Raw genomic sequence first — 19,881 nt, forward strand, 5'->3', positions numbered from 1 at the left:
CTGCAGGGGGGACCCTGTGGGAGAGTAGGACGCCGCCGAACAATTATTCCAGAGAACCCCCACCCGATTCCGGGTGGGGGTTCTCTGCGTTTACGCAGGATACGATCGCGGTATGGCACGTCGTCCTGGCCCCAAGGCCAACCCCGAAGAAACCAAGCCGCGCACCGAGCCTTTCAGCCTGGCGACGGACCCGTTCACGATGGAGAGCTCGCACGAGGTGGCCGGTCTGTACCTGGCCCCGCCGGAGCGGGTGCTGGCACTGCACGTCGACGCCGAGACGGTGTTGCGGCCGAAGCTCAGGGCCGCGCTGGAGGAGCTGCGGCGCGAGCCGCTGCCGGCCACCGTGGCGACCCTGCTGGGGGCGCTCGACGCCACCTCGGAGAAGGTCGTCGGCACCCTGCACCGCAGGCGGCGGGGGGTGGCCTTCCGGCAGTACCTGTCGAGGCTGGACCAGGAGCTGCCGGAGGGCGGCGAGGTCCACCTGATCTGCGACAACTACTTCACGCACAAGTCGCCGACGGTCATCAACTGGCTTCGGGCGCACCCGCGGTTCGTCATGCACTTCGCCCCGAACGAGTCGGCCTGGCTCGCGCACGTGGAGCGCTGGTTCGCCTACCAGGCGGCCCGGGAGGGTTTCCACGGGGACAAGTCCTCGGCGGCCGCGCTGTCGGCGGGGATCACCGAGTGGCAGGGCAGTGTGGTGGAGGAGTCCGAGGAGGACGAGGGGACCGCACGCGGCGTCCACGTCTGGGTGAAGCCCCGCTACTAGGGATCACCAGCCAGCCAGCCAGCCGGCTCGGAGCGCTCGGGAGGGCTCAGAGCCGGCCGGCGGCCTTCAGCGCCAGGTAGGCGTCGGCGAGGGCCGGGGCCACCGCGGTCGGCGGGGCGTCCAGGACGGTCACGCCGTGGCGGGTGAGCCGGTCGGCGGTGAGCCGGCGGTCGGCACGGGTCTGCTCGGCAGCCGCCGCGCCGTACACGGCCTCGACGGTGCCGCGGCCGGTGGCCAGCTCGTCGAGGCGAGGGTCGGCCACGGAGGCCAGCACGACCTCGTGGCGCTTGGTGAGCAGCGGCAGCAGCGGCAGCAGGCCGTCCTCGACCGGTGCCGCGTCGAGGCCGGTGAGCAGGACGATCAGTGAGCGGTGCGGTGCCATCGTGAGCGCGGTGGAGACCAGGGAACGCATGTCGGTCTCGTAGAGGGCGGGTTCCAGCAGGGCCATCGCGTTGGTGAAGGCCGGCAGGATCTCGCTGGGGGAACGGCCGGCCACCGAGGCCCGCTTGCGCAGGTCGTGGGCGAGCAGGTCGACCCGGTCACCGGCCCGGGTGGCGAGCGCGGTGAGCAGCAGCGCGGCGTCGAGGGAGGCGTCCAGCCGGGGGGCGTCGCCGACCCGGCCGGCGGAGGTGCGGCCGGTGTCGAGGACGATCAGGATGTGCCGGTCGCGTTCGGGGCGCCAGGTACGGATGGCGACGGTGTTCCGGCGGGCGCTGGCGCGCCAGTCGATCGAGCGGACGTCGTCGCCCGGCAGGTACTCGCGCAGGGAGTCGAACTCGGTGCCCTGGCCACGGGTCAGGACGGAGGTGCGGCCGTCGAGTTCGCGCAGCCGGGCGAGCCGGGAGGGCAGGTGCTTGCGGCTGTCGAACGCGGGCAGGGCGCGGACCGCCCAGGGGACGAGGTGTGATCCCTGCCGGCCGGCCAGGCCGAGCGGCCCGAGGGAACGGACCGTCACCTTCCTGGCGTGGTGGTCGCCGCGCCGGGTCGGGGTGAGCACGGTGGTGACGCGGCGCCGCTCGCCGCCGGGAATCCGCAGGACGTGCCGGGAGGCGGCGATCTCGGTGCCGGGCCGCCAGGCGGACGGTGCCCAGGCGTCGCGGAGGCGCCCCCTGAGCAGGCGGCCCGAAGGGTTGGTCACGGTCAGTTCGACGGTGGCGGGTTCGCCGAGCCGGACGCTGGTGTCGCCACCCCGGGTGATCCGCAGACTGCGGACCGGGGCGGCGAGCACCAGGTCGGTGAGGACGGCGAGCAGGACCGCGCCGGTGACGGCGGCGATCCCGGTCACGGAGGGCAGGAGCAGGCCCACGACGAGCGCGCCGAGTGCGGCGAGCAGGGCGGTTCGCCCGGTGAGGGCCATGCGGTGCGCTCCTACGGGGAGGGACGGAAGGAAGGGGTCAGCGAGGGGCGGGCGTCTGGGCGAGGACGGCCTGGATGACCGAGTCCGCGGTGACACCCTCCATCTCGGCCTCGGCGCGCAGCGCGACGCGGTGGCGCAGGGTGGGCAGCGCGAGCGCCTTGACGTCGTCGGGGGTGACGTAGTCGCGGCCGGCCAGCCAGGCCCAGGCGCGGGAGGCGCCGAGCAGTGCGGTGGCGCCGCGCGGGGAGACGCCGATCGACAGCGACGGGGACTGCCGGGTGGCCCGGCAGAGGTCGACGACGTAGGCGAGCACCTCGGGCGAGACGGTGAGTTTGGCGATCTGCTCGCGGGCGGCGGCGATGTGCTCGGGGCCGGCCACCGGGCGCACGCCCGCCGAGGCGAGGTCGCGCGGGTCGAAGCCGGCGGCGTGCCGGGCGAGGATCTGGAACTCCTGGTCCCGGTCGGGCAGCGGCAGGATCAGCTTGAGCAGGAAGCGGTCGAGCTGGGCCTCGGGCAGCGGGTAGGTGCCCTCGTACTCGACGGGGTTCTGGGTGGCGGCGACCAGGAACGGGGCGGGCAGTGCGCGCGGCTCGCCGTCCACGGTGACCTGGTGCTCCTCCATGGCCTCCAGCAGGGCGGCCTGGGTCTTGGGCGGCGTGCGGTTGATCTCGTCCGCGAGCAGCAGGTTGGTGAAGACCGGGCCGGGCTGGAAGGAGAACTCGGCAGTGCGGGCGTCGTAGACGAGGGAGCCGGTGACATCGCCGGGCATCAGGTCGGGGGTGAACTGGATGCGCTTGGTGTCCAGGCTGAGGGCGGTGGACAGGGTGCGGATCAGCAGGGTCTTGGCGACGCCGGGGACGCCCTCCAGGAGCACGTGGCCGCCGCAGAGCAGGGCGACGACCAGGCCGGTGACGGCGGCGTCCTGGCCGACCACGGCTTTGGCGATCTCGGCGCGCAGGGCGGTGAGCGCCTGGCGCGGGTCGTCCGTGCCGCCGGGGGTACCAGGGGTGGCAGTCGCCGTGCCGGGGGTGTCGAGCGGGGTGGCGGTGGCCTGTTCGGTCACGGCTTCCGTACCTGCCTTTCGAGGGCGTCGAGATCGTCGGCGAGCCGCAGCAGTGCGGCGTCGTCGGTCGGGGGCGGGCCGTACAGGAGGGCCCGGGCGTCCCCGGCGGGGCGGTCGGGGAGGCGGTCGGTGACGGCCGCGCAGAGCGCGGTGGAGTCGGGGGCGCCGGCGCTGAGCGGGACGCCCAGGGCCGGGGCGAGGCGGTGGGCGGCGGCGCGGCGCAGCGCGTCGGCGGCGCGGCCGCGGGCCTTGGCCCGCCGGTAGAGGCGGGCACGGCCCTCGGTGGTCTCGGCGGCGCGGACCACCACGGGCAGGTCCTCGCCGACGACGGGGCCGAGCCGGCGGGCGCGCCAGACGGCGGCGAGCAGCGCGGCGATGCCGAGCTGGTAGGCGGCCCAGCGCCAGCCGTCGGGGATGAAGTCGGTGAACTGCTTGGCGCCGTGGGTGGCGACCGGGGCGCTGTAGTCGGGCAGGTGCCAGGTGAGGCTGGGCTGGGAGCCGAGCAGGCCGAGGGCGAGAGAGGCGTTGCCGTCCTTCTTGAGCAGCTCGTTGCTGAGGAACTCGCCGCTGCCGAGGACGATGACATCGCCGCCGCCGCGGCCGAGCGGGACGCTGACCAGGGGGTAGCCGTGGCCGCGCGGGTAGCAGCCCTCGCCGCGGGTGCCGGCGGTGTACAGCAGGCCGCCGAGGTGGGCGCTGCCGGCCCGGACGGCCTCGGTGAGCGAGCACTGGGCGGGGGTGCTGCGGACGGAGGCGTAGGGCGGGCCGCCGCCTTCGTCGGAGGGGCGGACACCGGGGGCCAGCGCGCTGAGGGCGGCCGGGCCGGGGGAGATCAGGACCAGCCGGGTGTGCCGGGCGGCGGCGAGGGCGCGCAACTGCTCCGGGGCCAGCAGGTCGGGTTCGGGGACGACGAGGGTGTCGGCGCCGGTGGTGTGGGTGGCCAGGTCGGCGGTGATGTCGACCTTGAGGCCCTCGCGCTGGAGCAGGGTGATTACGGCGTGGCTGCCGGAGGCGTCGTAGGAGCGCGGGTCGAGCGGGGCGTAGCGGCGCTCCTGGTTGAGGCCGGCCAGCACGGCGGCGGCGAGCAGCAGGACCGCCACCGTGAGCAGGTACCAGCGCGAGCGGTGCCAGAGGCCGCGGCCGGTGGGCGCGAGGCTGCTGGGGGCGGCGGGCGGCGGCGGTCCGGCGGCCTGCGGGGCGGTCGCAGGCGCGGCGGTGGCCGGCGGGGCGGCCGACGCGGGGGTGGCGCTGGTCGTCATGCCGCTCCTTCCGGGGCCGGGGCGAGCGCCGGGCGGGCGCGTTCCAGGGTCTGGTCGAGGTCGCGCAGCAGCCGGTACGCGGCCTGGTCGGCGGTGCGCTCGCCATAGGCGATGTCGTCGAAGACGACGGCGGCCGCGGTGAGGGCGGCGGCGTGCTCGGGCAGCGCCCGGCCGGCCTCGGCGGCGGCCTCGTCGGCGGTGCGGCCGGGGCGGGCGTCGAGGAGGGCGCGTTCCTCCAGGGCCCGGACCAGGGCGCGCATCCGCTCGCGGACGGCCTCGGTCCACTGCCCGGCGGCGGCGTGCCGTTCGGCGTCGGCCCGGTGCTGGGCGGCGGTGCGCGGCCCGGCGGTGCCGTAGACGCCGAGGGTGGTGCGGACGGCCCGCTTGGGCGCGCCGAGGCGCCACCACAGGGCCGCGCCGATCAGGACGGCGACCACCAGGAAGAGGACCAGCCCGGTGGTGCCGGTGGTGCCGTTGCCCGAGATGGCGTCGAGCGCGTCGCCGATCCGGTCGGCGATCCAGTCCAGGATCCGCTGCTGGAGGCTCGGGTCGTGGCGGTGGTAGTCGGCGTTGAGCAGTTCGTCGCGGGCCGCGTCGCGGGCCGGGTCCCGCCCGACGGTGACCGGGGCGCCGCCCGCCGCCGGCATTCTGTCCCCCCAGTTCGGCATGCGGTTCAGAGCCTCGCGGGGGCGGGACCGCCCTGGCCGCCCCAGCCGGGGCCGCCGGTGCCGCCGTGCTCGGGCAGGCCTGCGGCGCGGGCGAGCTCGATGTCGAGGGCCTCGCGGCGGATCCGCTGGTCGACGTAGAGCAGCACACCGATGGTGGCGGTGAACGGGATGGTGATGGTGGAGGAGATCACACCGGCGATCGCGCTGGTGATCAGCATCGCGGTGGGCAGGCTCGCCGGGTCGCCGGAGTCGACCTGGCTGCTGAGGTCGTCGAAGCCGAGGACCAGGCCGACCATCATGAACGGCATCGCGATCACGCCGGCGACGATGCCGGCCAGCAGCTGGCTGAGCAGGTTGATGCCGAACATCCGCCACCAGGAGCCGCGGACCAGGCGGCGGGAGCGGGAGAGCGCGGTCAGCACGCCCTGCTTCTCCAGCATCAGGGCGGGGGCGGCCAGGCTGAGCTGGATCCAGACCCAGACCGCGACCGGGAGGCTGAGCAGGCCGACGATGAACAGCAGGGCCGCGATGACGGGTTCGTCGGCGCCGGCCAGCAGGTAGCCGATCATCGGGGCGAAGCCGAGCAGCACGATGCCGACGCTGATCAGGGCGGTCAGCAGGGTCAGTCCGAGCAGCTGGAACACCCGGGGCCGGGCGTCGCGCCAGGCGTCGCGGATGGTGGCGGACTGTCCGAGGATGGCGCGGCTGACCACCATGGTCAGCAGGGCGGCGGCGACCACGCTGAGCAGCAGCGTCACCGGCAGGCTGGCCAGGGCGGACAGCACGGGTGTGAAGTCGCCGGTGTCGCCGCTGACGGACAGCTCCAGGGCGGTGCCCACGGCCTGCTGGACCACGGCGACGCCCAGCGAGAGGCCGAGCGTGGTGCGCCAGTGCTTGCGGATGGTGGAGACGGCGCCGTCGAGGATCTCGCCGAGGCCGAGCGGGCGCAGCGGGATGATGCCGGGCTTGGGGCTCTGCGGCACCCCCCAGCCGTACTGCGGGCCGCCCTGCCCGTACGGGCCGCCGGGGCCGTACTGGGGCCCGGGACCGTACTGCGGGCCGCCGTAGCCGGCGCCCCAGGCGGGGGGTGCGGTGGGTGCGCCGTGGGGTGGTGCCGACTGTCCGGGCACGGCGGCGGGCGCGTCGGCCGGGGGCCGGGCGTCGTCGCGGGGTTGCTCGGACGAGCCGGGCGAGGCCCAGCCCGGAGTGTCGGTCATCACTGCTCCTCGGAGGGGCGTCAGGGTTCGCGGAGGCGGGTGGATCTTCACCCGTGCGCAGCGCCCATCGTGCCATGGTGGTCGGACGCCTCTCATGGGTATCCGGTTGCTGAACGGCAACGGGGCCGCCGAGCGGGGACGGCGGGCCGGTCCGGACGGTTCCCGGGCGGGGAGCCGGAGGATATTCGTCCGGTATGGCCGGAATTCGCCGGGTCGCCAGTTGGCCGTTCTGGAGCAATGGGACTGCTGTGCGGCAGGTCACAATCCGGTAATGAGAGGATGGACCCATGAAGGGACGCGTCCTCGTCGTTGATGACGACTCCGCACTGGCCGAGATGCTCGGCATTGTGCTGCGTGGTGAGGGTTTTGAGCCGTTTTTCGTCGCGGATGGAGACAGGGCGCTAGCCGCGTTCAGGGAGACCAAGCCGGATCTGGTTCTGCTGGACCTGATGCTGCCCGGACGGGACGGTATCGACGTCTGCCGGCAGATCCGGGCGGAGTCCGGCATTCCGATCGTCATGCTGACCGCGAAGACGGACACGGTGGACGTGGTGGTGGGCCTGGAGTCGGGCGCCGACGACTACGTCACCAAGCCGTTCAAGCCCAAGGAGCTGGTGGCCCGGGTACGGGCCCGGCTGCGTCGTGCCGAGGAGCCGACGCCCGAGCAGCTGACCATCGGCGATCTGGTGATCGACGTGGCCGGCCACTCGGTGAAGCGGGACGGCCGGGGCATCCCGCTGACCCCGCTGGAGTTCGACCTGCTGGTCGCGCTGGCCCGCAAGCCCTGGCAGGTGTTCACCCGTGAGGTGCTGCTGGAGCAGGTCTGGGGCTACCGCCACGCGGCGGACACCCGGCTGGTCAACGTGCATGTCCAGCGCCTGCGCTCCAAGATCGAGAAGGACCCGGAGCGCCCCGAGATCGTGGTGACCGTCCGTGGCGTCGGCTACAAGGCCGGGCCCAGCTGACGTGGCGTACCAGGCTGACGACACCCCTTCGGGTTCCGCGACCGAGGGGGGCGCCGCCGTGCGCGGGGACGTCCTGAGCTCGACCACCAGGAGCCGCCGCCGACGCGGCCCGGGTACTCTGCTCGCGCCGGTGACCCGTCAGCTGCGCCGCCCCCTGCACCGGGTGACGGCGCTGTACCACCGCTCCATCCAGCTGCGGGTGGTCGCGGCCACCCTGATGCTGTCCGTCGTGGTGGTGCTGGTGCTGGGCGTGGTGGTGGTGGCCCAGGTGCGCACCGGGCTGCTGGACACCAAGAGGACCTCGGCGCGGAACCAGGCCAGCGACGGCTTCGCGACCGAGCTGAAGAAGATCGACGAGGCGAAGGACCTGCGCTTCAAGGTCGGGGCCACCCCCGATCCGACCACCGAGGAACTGGGCACCTGGCTGCTCAAGCAGGTCGGTGACCTCGCGGCCAGCGGGCAGAGCGTCTACTCGGTGATCGCCGTCCTGCCCAGCGGTCAGACGGTCTCGCCGGAGAACACCAGCGTGGGCCCGCGCTACTCCGGTGACATCCTGCCGATCAGCATCCCCGAGACGCTGCGGGCGAAGGTCTCGGCGGAACCGGGTCTGGCGTTCGACCAGCCGACCTCGATCCGCCGGGCCAGCGACAACGGCCGCCACCCCGAGCCCGGCCTCGCGGTCGGCATGCAGTTCGTCGGCCCGACCAACGCCACCAGCTACCAGCTGTACTACGTCTTCTCCTTCGGCCAGGAGACCGACACCCTGGGCATGGTCACCGGCACCCTGGCGACCGCCGGGGTGTTCGTGGTGATCCTGCTCGGCGGTATCGCCTGGCTGGTGGTGCGCCAGGTGGTCACACCGGTGCGGATGGCCGCCGGGATCTCCGAGCGGCTGGCCGCCGGGCACCTGGAGGAGCGGATGAAGGTCACCGGGACGGACGACATCGCCCGCCTCGGAGAATCGTTCAACCGGATGGCCAACGCGCTGCAGGCCCAGATCCGTCAGCTGGAGGAGCTCTCCCGGGTGCAGCGGCGCTTCGTCTCGGACGTCTCGCACGAGCTGCGCACCCCGCTGACCACCGTCCGGATGGCCGCCGACCTGATCTACGACAGCCGCGAGGACCTGGACCCGATGGCGGCCCGTTCGGCCGAACTGCTCCAGGGCCAGCTGGACCGCTTCGAGTCGCTGCTGGCCGACCTGCTGGAGATCAGCCGGTTCGACGCGGGCGCCGCGATCCTGGACGCCGAGCCGGTCGACCTGCGCGACATCGTCGGCCGGGTGGTCGAGGCCGCCGACCCGCTGGCGCAGGCCAAGGGCAGCGCGGTGGTGATCCGCGGTGACGGCGAACCGGTGGTGGCGGAGGTCGACTCCCGGCGGATCGAGCGCATCCTGCGCAACCTGGTGGTCAACGCGCTGGAGCACGGCGAGGGCCGGGACGTCGTGGTCCGGCTGGGCTCGGCCGACGGCGCGGTCGCGGTCGGCGTGCGGGACTACGGCATCGGCCTCAAGCCGGGCGAGGCGTCCCGGGTGTTCCACCGCTTCTGGCGGGCCGACCCGTCCCGGGTGCGGACCACCGGCGGCACCGGCCTCGGCCTGTCCATCGCGGTCGAGGACGCGCACCTGCACGGCGGCTGGCTGCAGGCCTGGGGCGAGCCCGGCGGCGGCTCGCACTTCCGGCTCACGCTGCCGCGCACCCGCGGCGGCGAGATCAGCCGGGCGCCGTTCCGGCTGGAGCCGGAGGACTCCCGCAGCAACCGGGGCCTCGGTTCGTACGGGACGCCGTACCGGCGGGCGATCCGGCCGGCCGGTGCCACCGCGCTGGCCGCCGCCGAGGAGCAGGCCGTCCCGGAGACGCCGGAGGGCACCGGCAACGGCTTCGGCAGCGGGCTGGGCGGGGTGCTGAACCTCGGCCCCGGTCTGGGTACCCGCCGGCTGCCCGAGGGGCCGCGCGCCGATCCCTCGGACGTGCGGACGGTCGGGGCCGGGTACGGTGCCACCGGCGCCCAGGTCATGGTGGACCCGACGCCCGGTCGGCCGTCGGTGGCACAGCGGACGGCGGAGCCGGGGACGACGGGCACGGCGGCCGCCGCGCATGGCACGGGCTGGACGGACACGGAGGGGTCGCGGCGTGCGAGGGACGAGCAGCAGGACTGAGCCGAGGCTGGCCGCGGTGGCCGGTGCGGTGCTGGGCGCCCTGCTGGCGGGCGGCTGCGCCGGGATGCCGGACTCCGGCAGCATCGGCAGGGTCGAGCCGTCGCAGGGCGCCGTGGACAAGAACCTCCAGGTCAGGGTCTTTCCGGTGGAGCCCGCCAAGGGGGCCAAGCCGCGTGACCTGCTGACGGGCTTCCTGGACACCCTCACCGCCGACGAGGGCTACGACACCGCGCGCAAGTACCTCACGGACGAGGCCGCCGCCAAGTGGAGCCCGGAGGCGGGTATCCAGGTGCTCTCCGCCAACCCCACCGTGCCCGTCGCCCAGAACGTGGCCGATACCGACACCGCGATGACCGCCTCCGTCCCCGGTACGGTCGTCGCCCGGGTCGACGGCAAGCACTCGTACACCCTTCTGGAGACCCCGGAGAGCGTCTACCTCGAATTCGCGTTCGTCCGGGAGAAGTCCGGCGAGTGGCGGATCGGCAAGCTGCCCGACGGTCTGATCATCAACGAGACCAACTTCCGCAACAGCTACCGCCAGGTGGACCGGTTCTTCTACACGGTCCCCGATCCGTCCTCGTCCGCCACCTCCGGGACCGGCGCCCAGGAGGTGCTGATCGCCGACCCGATCTACCTGCGGCGCCGAATAGACCCGCTGACCTCGGCCGCCAAGGCCGTGGTCGCCGGGCCCTCCGACTGGCTCGCGCCGGTGGCCCGGACCGCCTTCCCGGCCGGTGTCACCGTCCAGAAGGTGACGGTCGACGACGGCCGTATCGCCCGCGTCGAACTCGCCGGCCCCGACCTCGGCGGCACCCTGCTCTGCCGGAGGATGGCGGCCCAGCTCTTCTACACCCTCGCCGACCAGGGCAAGGGGCAGGTGGAGCGGCTGGAGCTGAAGGGCCCGCACGGCAACAACTGCCAGGTGATCCGCAGCGACGTGTCGGCCAACGGCCCCGGCGCGCTGGCCGGACCGCTGGCCGGCCAGCAGTACTACCAGCGCGCCGACGACGGCGTGCTGATGGACGCCCACGACGCGGGCGACGGCAGTCCCGTCCGCGGGCCGCTCGGCAAGCCCCAGTCGAAGCGCCCGCTCGGCACCGTGGCGGTGCGGCGCGACGGCTTGCAGGCCGCCGTCATCAGCAAGGACGGCCAGCAGCTCTACTCGGTACCGCTGGCGGACACGGCCCAGGCCCTGCCCGAGCCGGTGGCCACCTCCACGGCCCGGTCCACCGAGAAGAGCGAGGACGGTCTCGCGTCGCCCAGCTGGGACGGCCGCGGCGATCTCTGGGTGGTGGACCGCGACCCGCAGAACCCCAAGGTGCTGCTGGTGCGCGGCAACAAGCCCGTCACCGTGCCGGTCGACGGCCTGCAGAAGAGCACCGTACAGAGCCTCAAGATCTCCTCGGACGGGGTCCGGGCGGCCATGGTGCTCAGGACCGAGAAGGGCTCGCAGCGGCTGGCGGTCGGCCTGGTGCAGCACGGCGGCACCCCGAACGCGCCCACCGCGAGGATCATCGGGCTGCGCACCATCGCCCCGCTTCTCACCGAGGTCTCCTCGGTGTCCTGGGCGGAGGCGGACCAGCTGCTGGTGCTGGGCAAGGAGCGGGACCGGCTGCAGCAGCTGTACTACATCAGCACGGACGGCTCGCAGAGCTCCGACGGCTCCCTGCAGGGCGGCGAGGGGATGGCCACCGTGGAGGCGGCCGAGTCCCGGGCGGAGAGCTCGGCCCAGGTGCCGCCGCCGGTGCTCGCGCTCCAGGGCGCCGACGGCAAGATCTACCGGCTGGTCAACAGCCAGTGGCGCGAACTCGTCCTGACGCACCGGGCCGGCTCGTTCATCTACCCGGGCTGAGGCCGGCCGGGGGGAACCGGCCGGGCCGGTGCGGGACGACGGCCGCGACGGTGCCGGCCGCGCTCGCCGGGAGGCCGGCGGCGGCCAGCGCCCGGGCCGCCTCGGCGAGGCTGGCGCCGGTGGTCACCAGGTCGTCCACCAGGACGGGCAGGCGGCCGTCCAGCAGCCGGTGCGCGCGGGGCAGGACGGCGAGCGCGCCGTGCAGGTTGCGCCTGCGCTCGGCGGCGGTCAGACCGGCCTGGTCGGCGACCGGGCGGGTGTGTCGCAGCAGTGGCGCGGCCCGGGCGTTCAGGCCGCTCCGGCGCAGGGACCTTGCAGCGGCGCGGGCCAGCCGCAGCGTCGGGTCGTGGCCACGGGCACGGACGGCGGTGCGGGCGGAGGGCATCGGGACGAGCAGCAGCGGGGTGAGCCCGGCGCGCGGCCCGAGGGCGGAGCACACGGCCCGGGCGAGCGCGTCGCCGAGCGGGTCGGCCAGCCACAGCGCGCCGCGCTCCTTGTGGGCGAGCAGCAGTTGCCGTACCGGGCCGGCGTAGGGGGCGGCGGCGTGCACCCGGGGCAGCACGGTGGGGCCGGGCCGGGCGGTGGCCAGGGCGCGCCGGCAGGACGGGCAGAGCCGGACGCGATCGGCGCCGCAGCCCGCACAGCGGGCCGGCAGCAGCAGGCCCAGCAGCCCGGCCAGTGCGTGGGCGAACGGCCCCCGGGCGGGCCGGGGACGGGCGGGAGCGGTGGTGGGCGGCACGGCTGCTCCTGGCGGCAGGCACGAAGAGTGAGCAAAGAATGCGCCGTACGGGGGGTGTTGTCCAGGTATTTACCCATACTTCACTCGCATGAGGGTAGACAGGGTGCAACAGCTTGACCGCTAGCCCACAGCATCGGGTCATACCCACTTTTCCGCCTGGGGAGGCGGAAACCCCGTGTGAGGTGTTCGATAAGGCTCCAGGGGGTTTCAACCGTCCCTGGTGGGGAGGAAGTGAGGTGAGGGCCAGTCGTTTCCGCCGCTGGCGGTGGAGACGGGGGGCCGGCAGTGGATTGGCTGGTCCAGCTGGGTCTCAGCCCGATCCGGTAGCACCCGGATCGGCGTCAGCACGAGGGATCGGAGTTCTGCGTGGACATCGTCGTCAAGGGCCGCAAGACCGAGGTGCCCAAGAGGTTCCGCGAGCACGTGGCCGAGAAGCTGGAGAAGGTCCAGAAGTTCGACGGCAAGGTGATCAGCCTCGACGTCGAGGTGTCCAAGGAGCACAACCCGCGTCAGGCCGACCGGTCCGAGCGGGTGGAGATCACTCTCCGTACTCGTGGACCGGTGATCCGGGCCGAGGCCGCCGCCGGGGACCCGTACGCGGCGCTCGACCTGGCTTCGGCGAAGCTCGACGCGCAGCTGCGCAAGTCCGCAGACCGGCGCCGGGTGCACAAGGGCGGCAACGGCCGCACCCCCATCAGCGTCGCCGAGGCGACCGCGGCCCTGGCCGCGCTGCCCGACACGACGCGGCACGAGGGCGAGACCAACGGAGCCGTCCGCAAGACCATGATGGGATCCCTGGAAGTGGAGGGCGAAGGCCCGCTGGTGGTCCGGGAGAAGACCCACCCGGCCGCCCCCATGGCGCTGGACCAGGCGCTCTACGAGATGGAACTGGTCGGCCACGACTTCTACCTCTTCGTGGAGAAGGACAGCGGCCTGCCGAGCGTCGTCTACCGCCGGCACGGTTACAACTACGGTGTCATCCACCTGAAGGCCGACGGCTCGGCCGGGGCGGGGGCCGGCGCCGGTGGTGCGATCGGTGGGTCCGACGACGAGGACTGACCGTCCGGGCAGTGTTGGAGAGGTGACCCCGGCGGCCGTGGCCGCCGGGGTCACCGGCGTTTCGGGGGCCGTGGCGGCACCGCGCGCCGGGCGGGCGGCGGGCAGGGGGTTCGGCGGGGTCACCCTGTGCGGGGGAATCGGCGGCGGAGGGTGACCGGAGGGGGCCCGCGGCGTGGAATGATTGGCGCACGACGACCGGCGACGGGGGAGGAGCGGATGGGGGATCACTTCGGGCTGGGGCCCGCCACAGGGCCGGTCAGGGGGGTGTCACCGGGGCCTGGGGGGCAGCCCGAGTACGCCCCGCACCGAGGGGAGCCGATCCGCGTCCTGGTGGTGGACGACCACGCCCTGTTCCGCCGGGGCCTGGAGATCGTGCTCGCGGAGGAAGAGGACATCAAGGTCATCGGCGAGGCGGGGGACGGGGCCGAGGCCGTGCTGAAGGCGGCGGACCTGCTGCCCGACATCATCCTGATGGACGTCCGGATGCCCCGGCGCAGCGGGATCGAGGCGTGTACCGCGATCAAGGACGTGGTGCCCAGCACCAAGATCATCATGCTGACGATAAGCGATGAGGAGGCCGACCTCTACGAGGCGATCAAGGCCGGCGCCACCGGCTACCTGCTGAAGGAGATCTCCACCGACGAGGTCGCCACCGCGATCCGGGCGGTCGCCGACGGGCAGTCGCAGATCAGCCCGTCGATGGCCTCCAAGCTGCTCACCGAGTTCAAGTCGATGATCCAGCGCCGGTCCGACGACCGGGACCTGGTGCCGGCGCCCCGGCTGACCGACCGGGAGCTGGAGGTGCTGAAGCTGGTGGCCACCGGGATGAACAACCGGGAGATCGCCAAGGAGCTGTTCATCAGCGAGAACACCGTGAAGAACCATGTGCGCAACATCCTGGAGAAGCTCCAACTGCACTCCAGGATGGAGGCCGTGGTCTACGCGATGCGGGAGAAGATCCTCGAGATAGGCTGACGGCCGAGCGGGGGGCGGGGGCCTCCGTCGTCGGTCCTCAGCCGTCGAGCCGCTTCTCCAGGGCCGGGCGCAGCGCCTCGTCGTGCAGCACCTCCACCCGGACGGTGTCGCAGCCCACCCAGTCGGCGGCCTCGCGCAGCGCGACCGCCAGTGCCTCGACGTGGCGCGGCGCCTCCAGGGACACCTGACGCGCCACCAGGGTCCTTCCCTCGCGGGCCGGATCGACCCGGCCGACCAGCCTGCCGCCGGCCAGCAGCGGCATCGCGAAGTAGCCGTGCACCCGCTTGTGCCGGGGCGTGTAGGCCTCCAGCCGGTGCGTCATGCCGAAGATCCGTTCGGTGCGCGGGCGGTCCCAGACCAATGAGTCGAACGGCGAGAGCAGCGTGGTGCGGTGCCGCCCGCGCGGCGGGGCGGCGAGTGCGGCCGGGTCGGCCCAGGCCGCGGCCGGCGCGCCGGCCGGGCCCCAGCCCGCGACCTCCACCGGGACGAGACCGGAGTCGGCGAGCACCGGGCCCAACTCCTCGGCGCGCAGCCGGTGGTAGTCCTGGAGATCGGCCCTGGTGGCCACGCCGAGCGCGGCGCCGGCCTGGGCGACCAGGGTGCGCAGGCACTCCCGGTCGGTCGGGTCCGAGCCGAACAACTCGGCGGGGATCGCCTGTTCGGCCAGCGCGTAGACCCGCTTCCAGCTCCGGCGCTCGGTGCAGACCACGTCGCCGAAGGCCAGCGCCCGCTCCACCGCGATCTTGGTGTCGGACCAGTCCCACCACTCGGCCGTCTTCTTGGCGCCGCCCAGCTCGGTGGAGGTGAGCGGCCCCTCGGAGCGCAGCTTGTCCAGCACGTGCCGGTACGTCTCCGGGGTGACCTGGTGGCCCCAGAGGTGGCCGCGGTCGCGGTACCGGCGGCGCCGGAACGCGAACAGCGGCCACTCCTCGACCGGCAGGACGCAGGCCGCGTGGGACCAGTACTCGAAGCTCGCCCCCGCGCCCCAGTACGCCGCCTCGACCGCCGGCCGCCCGACCGCGCCGAGGCGCGCGTACGGCACCAGTTCGTGCGAGCGGGCCAGCACCGAGATGGTGTCGAGCTGGACGGCGCCCAGGTGCCGCAGCACCCCGCGGACGCCGGACCGGCGGTCCGGCGCGCCGAGCAGGCCCTGCGCGCGCAGGGCGATCCGGCGGGCGTCGTCGGCGCTGAGGGTCGTGACGGGAGTCGTGACGGTCATGTCGGCGAGCGTAGACGGGGGCACCGACAGCCCCGGCCGGGGCGGGGAGGCGTCAGTCGTCGAGGTCGGTGGCGAGCAGCGAGGCGACCCAGGCGTCGTGGAACACGCCGCGCTGCTCGGCGTACGAGCGCAGGGTGCCCTCGAAGCGGTAGCCGACCTTCTCGGCCACCGCGCGGGAGCCGTCGTTGCCCACGTACGCCTGCCACTCCAGACGGCGCAGACCCAGCTCGGTGAGCCCGTAACGGGCCACCGCGCGGGCGCCCTCGACGGCGTAGCCGCGGCCGCGGTACTCCTTGACCGTCCACCAGCCGACCTCGGCGGCGCCCGCGTCACCGGGCCGGCGGACCAGCCCCTGGGTACCGACCAGGGCGTCCGACCCGCGTTCGAAGACGCACCAGACGAGGGCCGCACCGGTGCGCCAGCCGTTCGTGCCGAGGTCGTTGACGAAGTACTCGGCGTCCTCGCGGCGGTAGGGGCTCGGCACGACCGTCCAGCGCTGGATGTCCGCGTCCTGGCAGGCCGCGAAGACCGCGTCCACGTCGGCCTCCCGCGGGGGCCTGAGCACCAGCCGCGCGGTGGTCAGGGTGACGGGCTCGACGGCGGGCTCTTCCCGGGGTTCTGTGGTCTCTGCCATGGCCGGATTATTCCGTGCAGAGAGGAATCCGTGCATCCGATTAAAGGCCCGGCCGCCGGGGTGGTTGACCGTTTTGCCCCGGTGGGCGGCGCTATCGGGGCATGTGCTCGCGCGGGTGACACGGGAATAGCGTGCTGACGCACCTCCCGGGGCATTGGACTCCTCGCATACGATGGCCCGTGCGGTGGGGTGAACCCGCCGTGCAGTCGTCCAGTGCCAATACAGGCAAGGAGCCCGCTCAAGTGTCCGTCTTCGACAAGATCCTGCGCGCCGGCGAAGGCAAGATCCTTCGCAAGCTGCAGCGGATTGCTGCCCAGGTCAACTCCATCGAAGAGGACTTCGTCAACCTCACCGACGCCGAGCTGCGCGCGCTGACCGACGAGTACAAGCAGCGGCTCGCTGACGGCGAGACCCTGGACGACATCCTCCCCGAGGCGTTCGCCACCGTCCGTGAGGCCGCCAAGCGCGTGCTCGGCCAGCGGCACTACGACGTCCAGATCATGGGTGGCGCGGCCCTGCACCACGGGTACGTCGCCGAGATGCGGACCGGTGAGGGCAAGACCCTGGTCGGTACCCTCCCGACCTACCTCAACGCGCTGACCGGCAAGGGCGTGCACCTGATCACGGTCAACGACTACCTCGCCGAGCGCGACTCGGAGTGGATGGGCCGGGTGCACCGCTTCCTGGGCCTCGAAGTCGGCGTGATCCTGGGCAACATGACGCCCGCCGAGCGCAAGCGCCAGTACGGGATGGACATCACGTACGGCACCAACAACGAGTTCGGCTTCGACTACCTGCGCGACAACATGGCCTGGTCGAAGGACGAACTCGTCCAGCGCGGCCACAACTTCGCGGTGGTCGACGAGGTCGACTCGATCCTCATCGACGAGGCCCGTACCCCGCTGATCATCTCCGGCCCGGCGGACCAGGCGACCAAGTGGTACGCCGACTTCGCCAAGCTGGTGCAGCGCCTCAAGATCGACCGCGACTACGAGGTCGACGAGAAGAAGCGCACCGTCGGCGTGCTGGAGGAGGGCGTCTCCCGGGTCGAGGACTACCTCGGCATCGACAACCTCTACGAGTCGGTGAACACCCCGCTGGTCGGCTTCCTGAACAACGCCATCAAGGCGAAGGAGCTGTACAAGGCGGACAAGGACTACGTCGTGATGAACGGCGAGGTCATGATCGTCGACGAGCACACCGGCCGTATCCTCGCCGGCCGCCGCTACAACGAGGGCATGCACCAGGCGATCGAGGCCAAGGAGGGGGTGGAGGTCCAGAACGAGAACCAGACGCTGGCCACCATCACCCTGCAGAACTTCTTCCGCCTCTACGACAAGCTGTCCGGCATGACCGGTACCGGCACCACCGAGGCGGCCGAGTTCCACCAGATCTACAAGCTCGGCGTGGTGCCGATCCCGACCAACCGGACGCCGCTGCGCATCGACCAGCCCGACCTGATCTACAAGTCGGAGCCGGCCAAGTTCGCCGCCGTGGTCGAGGACATCGCCGAGAAGCACGAGAAGGGCCAGCCGGTGCTGGTCGGCACCGTGTCGGTGCAGAAGTCCGAGTACCTGTCGCAGGAGCTGCGCAAGCGCGGCATCCCGCACGAGGTGCTGAACGCCAAGCACCACGAGCGCGAGGCGCAGATCGTCGCGCAGGCCGGCCGCAAGGGCGCCGTCACCGTCGCCACCAACATGGCGGGCCGCGGTACCGACATCATGCTCGGCGGCAACGCCGACCACCTCGCGGCGGCCGAGCTGGCGCAGCGCGGGATCACCCCGGTCGACACCCCGGAGGAGTACGAGAGCGCGTTCCCGGCCGCGCTGGAGAAGGCCAAGGCGTCCGTCAAGGCCGAGCAGGACGAGGTCAAGGAGGCCGGTGGCCTCTACGTCCTCGGCACCGAGCGGCACGAGTCCCGCCGGATCGACAACCAGCTGCGCGGCCGTTCCGGCCGTCAGGGCGACCCGGGCGAGTCCCGCTTCTACCTCTCGCTCGGCGACGACCTGATGCGCCTGTTCAAGGCCGGCATGGTCGAGCGCGTGCTCTCGATGGCCAACGTTCCCGAGGACGTGCCGATCGAGTCCAAGATGGTCACCCGCGCCATCGCCTCCGCGCAGACCCAGGTCGAGCAGCAGAACTTCGAGATCCGCAAGAACGTCCTCAAGTACGACGAGGTGCTGAACCGCCAGCGCGAGGTCATCTACGGCGAGCGCCGCCGCGTGCTGGAGGGCGAGGACCTGCAGGAGCAGGTCGGCCACTTCATGGACGACACCGTCGAGGCGTACGTCAAGGCCGCCACCGGCGAGGGCTTCGAGGACGACTGGGACCTCGACAAGCTCTGGACCGCGCTCAAGCAGCTCTACCCGGTCACCCTTGACCTGGAGGAGCTGGAGGAGGAGGCCGGCGGCGTCGCCGGGCTGACCTCGGAGTTCCTCACCAAGGCCGTCCAGGAGGACATCCAGGCGCAGTACGGCGCCCGCGAGGACCAGCTCGGCGCGGAGATCATGCGTGAGCTGGAGCGCCGGGTCGTCCTCTCGGTGCTGGACCGCCGCTGGCGCGAGCACCTCTACGAGATGGACTACCTCCAGGAGGGCATCGGCCTGCGGGCCATGGCGCAGCGCGACCCGCTGGTCGAGTACCAGCGCGAGGGCTTCGACATGTTCACCGCGATGATGGAGGGCATCAAGGAGGAGTCCGTCGGCTACCTGTTCAACCTGGAGGTCCAGGTCGAGCAGCAGGTCGAGGAGGTGCCGGTCGAGGACGCCGCGGTGGTGCTCGACAAGCTGGAGAAGGACGCCGCCCGTCCCGAGATCAAGGCCAAGGGCCTGGAGGCCCCCAAGCCGCAGCGGCTGCACTACACGGCCCCCTCGGACGAGGTCGGCGGCGGTGTCGTCGAGGGCGACTTCGAGGACCTCGCGCCGGAGGACGAGGGCGACGGGCTCACCCGCGCCGAGCGCCGCAAGGCCGCCAAGTCGGCCAAGGGCCGTCGCCGCAAGGCCTGATCGCAGGCCGCTTCGACGCCACGCAGGGCGCCGCTCCCGTACGGGGGTGGCGCCCTGCGCCGTTGGCGCGGGCGGCGGCGCCGTCAGGGTGCTCACCGGGTCTCCACGGCGGTGCACTGCCACTGTCCGGCCGGCCCGCGCTGCTCCAGCCGGAACGCGACCATGTGGTGCCGGTTGCCGAGATCGACCCGGACGCAGGCCTCGACCGCGTCGGGGGAGGGCGATCGGTCGTGCACCGGTCCGAGGCGGGGCCGGCCGGTGGCGCCGCCGCGACGCAGGGCGCCGGTGCGGACGAGGGCGGCGAGCTGGCCGTAACCGTCCAGGGTGGTGTGGCGCAGCAGCTGGCCGGACGGCCGGGCACCGGTCAGCACCTCGACCAGCTGGTGGGCGAAGCGGGTGGTCAGCGCGGCGCGGGGATCGTGGCCGGGGGCGGCGGAGCAGGCGGCGCGGGGGTGGCGCGGGCGCCGGTCCGCGGGCGGGTGGTGGCCGGTCCGGGCGGCGCAGGCGGACCGGCCGGTGGAGCGCAGATGGTGGTGAGGAGGGGCCTGGAGGCCGGTCCTCGGGGCGGTGGCGGTGCCCGTGGTGGTAGTCGTGGCGGCGGTAGTGGTGGCGGGGGCCTCGGGGGCCGGTAGGGCCGTCGGGGGGACGGGGGTCGCCGGGGTGGTGCGGTGGATCATGGTCCGGTCCTCGTGGGGGGTGGGGGCGGCTGTGGACGGGTCCTTGGTAACGGCGCCCCGCGCGTGGCGGCAACCGGGTTCGCCGCTGCCCGTCGGCCCGCCCGAAAGTTCACCTATCCGGGTGAACTGGCCAATGCGACGACGGGTGACCGGCCCAATCGGACGGGCACGCGGTTGACGTGCGGGGGCAGCCGGGAAGGCACGAAAGGGGACGGTCCGGTACGCCGGACCGGGTGGCGGTCACCCGGGGTGCGCCGTTGCGCCGTCC

Annotated in this window: 16 protein-coding genes; 7 read left to right on the top strand and 9 right to left on the bottom strand. The window is 73.1% G+C overall.

The genetic code is table 11. The annotated features are described in order from the left end of the window. The first annotated feature begins 112 nt into the window (after positions 1-112). Positions 113-769, top strand: a complete 657-nt coding sequence (locus AB0P06_RS26755) for a transposase (RefSeq protein WP_363611578.1) — start codon at positions 113-115, stop codon at positions 767-769. Between the two features lie 46 nt (positions 770-815). Here AB0P06_RS26755 and AB0P06_RS26760 read toward each other — a convergent pair whose 3' ends face one another. The 5 genes from AB0P06_RS26760 to AB0P06_RS26780 all read right to left on the bottom strand — a co-directional run bounded on the left by AB0P06_RS26760 (position 816) and on the right by AB0P06_RS26780 (position 6,333). Then, entirely contained in the window at positions 816-2,126 is a 1,311-nt protein-coding gene (locus AB0P06_RS26760; protein ID WP_363611580.1) for a DUF58 domain-containing protein, read from the bottom strand. A gap of 37 nt (positions 2,127-2,163) precedes the next feature. Then, positions 2,164-3,084, bottom strand: coding sequence for a MoxR family ATPase (locus AB0P06_RS26765; protein WP_363611662.1), 921 nt, complete (start codon positions 3,082-3,084; stop codon positions 2,164-2,166). A gap of 101 nt (positions 3,085-3,185) precedes the next feature. Continuing rightward, on the bottom strand, positions 3,186-4,448 hold the full coding sequence (locus AB0P06_RS26770) for a DUF4350 domain-containing protein (protein ID WP_363611582.1): 1,263 nt from the start codon (positions 4,446-4,448) through the stop codon (positions 3,186-3,188). Further along, the gene (locus AB0P06_RS26775; RefSeq protein WP_363611584.1) at positions 4,445-5,116 is read right to left on the bottom strand and encodes a DUF4129 domain-containing protein; all 672 of its coding nucleotides are present in this window, start codon (positions 5,114-5,116) and stop codon (positions 4,445-4,447) included. The genes AB0P06_RS26770 and AB0P06_RS26775 overlap by 4 nt, the downstream gene beginning before the upstream one ends. A gap of 5 nt (positions 5,117-5,121) precedes the next feature. Then, entirely contained in the window at positions 5,122-6,333 is a 1,212-nt protein-coding gene (locus AB0P06_RS26780; RefSeq protein WP_363611586.1) for a hypothetical protein, read from the bottom strand. A gap of 287 nt (positions 6,334-6,620) precedes the next feature. On the opposite strand from AB0P06_RS26780, the gene mtrA reads away from it, so the two are divergent. The 3 genes from mtrA (at position 6,621) to AB0P06_RS26795 (ending at position 11,305) form a co-directional block, all read left to right on the top strand. Continuing rightward, positions 6,621-7,298: an MtrAB system response regulator MtrA gene (gene mtrA / locus AB0P06_RS26785; protein ID WP_030247322.1), complete on the top strand. Its 678-nt coding sequence runs from the start codon at positions 6,621-6,623 to the stop codon at positions 7,296-7,298. A 130-nt stretch (positions 7,299-7,428) separates the two neighbouring features. After that, positions 7,429-9,453: an MtrAB system histidine kinase MtrB gene (gene mtrB / locus AB0P06_RS26790; protein ID WP_363611588.1), complete on the top strand. Its 2,025-nt coding sequence runs from the start codon at positions 7,429-7,431 to the stop codon at positions 9,451-9,453. After that, complete coding sequence (locus AB0P06_RS26795; protein ID WP_363611590.1) at positions 9,428-11,305, top strand: LpqB family beta-propeller domain-containing protein; 1,878 nt, start codon at positions 9,428-9,430, stop codon at positions 11,303-11,305. The genes mtrB and AB0P06_RS26795 overlap by 26 nt, the downstream gene beginning before the upstream one ends. Here the strand turns inward: AB0P06_RS26795 and AB0P06_RS26800 are convergent. Continuing rightward, positions 11,289-11,963 (bottom strand): ComF family protein, encoded by a 675-nt coding sequence (locus AB0P06_RS26800; RefSeq protein ID WP_363611664.1) that lies wholly within the window; start codon positions 11,961-11,963, stop codon positions 11,289-11,291. The two genes, AB0P06_RS26795 and AB0P06_RS26800, sit on opposite strands and share 17 nt — an antisense overlap. 447 nt (positions 11,964-12,410) lie before the next feature. Between AB0P06_RS26800 and raiA the strand changes: the two genes are divergently transcribed. Both raiA and AB0P06_RS26810 read left to right on the top strand, forming a co-directional pair. After that, a complete protein-coding gene (gene raiA / locus AB0P06_RS26805) occupies positions 12,411-13,103 on the top strand; it encodes a ribosome-associated translation inhibitor RaiA (RefSeq protein WP_363611592.1) in 693 nt (230 codons plus the stop codon). A 216-nt stretch (positions 13,104-13,319) separates the two neighbouring features. Continuing rightward, entirely contained in the window at positions 13,320-14,078 is a 759-nt protein-coding gene (locus tag AB0P06_RS26810; protein WP_363611594.1) for a response regulator transcription factor, read from the top strand. Between the two features lie 37 nt (positions 14,079-14,115). On the opposite strand, the gene AB0P06_RS26815 is transcribed toward AB0P06_RS26810, so the two are convergent. Together AB0P06_RS26815 and AB0P06_RS26820 are read right to left on the bottom strand one after the other, a co-directional pair. Continuing rightward, the gene (locus AB0P06_RS26815; RefSeq protein WP_363611596.1) at positions 14,116-15,297 is read right to left on the bottom strand and encodes a crosslink repair DNA glycosylase YcaQ family protein; all 1,182 of its coding nucleotides are present in this window, start codon (positions 15,295-15,297) and stop codon (positions 14,116-14,118) included. Between the two features lie 52 nt (positions 15,298-15,349). Continuing rightward, positions 15,350-15,931: a GNAT family N-acetyltransferase gene (locus tag AB0P06_RS26820; protein ID WP_363611598.1), complete on the bottom strand. Its 582-nt coding sequence runs from the start codon at positions 15,929-15,931 to the stop codon at positions 15,350-15,352. Between the two features lie 242 nt (positions 15,932-16,173). On the opposite strand from AB0P06_RS26820, the gene secA reads away from it, so the two are divergent. Beyond that, the gene (gene secA / locus AB0P06_RS26825; RefSeq protein WP_363611600.1) at positions 16,174-18,936 is read left to right on the top strand and encodes a preprotein translocase subunit SecA; all 2,763 of its coding nucleotides are present in this window, start codon (positions 16,174-16,176) and stop codon (positions 18,934-18,936) included. 92 nt (positions 18,937-19,028) lie between these two features. On the opposite strand, the gene AB0P06_RS26830 is transcribed toward secA, so the two are convergent. Further along, the gene (locus AB0P06_RS26830) at positions 19,029-19,613 is read right to left on the bottom strand and encodes an Rv3235 family protein (protein ID WP_363611602.1); all 585 of its coding nucleotides are present in this window, start codon (positions 19,611-19,613) and stop codon (positions 19,029-19,031) included. Positions 19,614-19,881 lie beyond the last annotated feature (268 nt).

This window comes from Kitasatospora sp. NPDC088351, assembly GCF_040685575.1.
In the GTDB taxonomy this organism is placed as follows: Bacteria; Actinomycetota; Actinomycetes; order Streptomycetales; family Streptomycetaceae; genus Kitasatospora.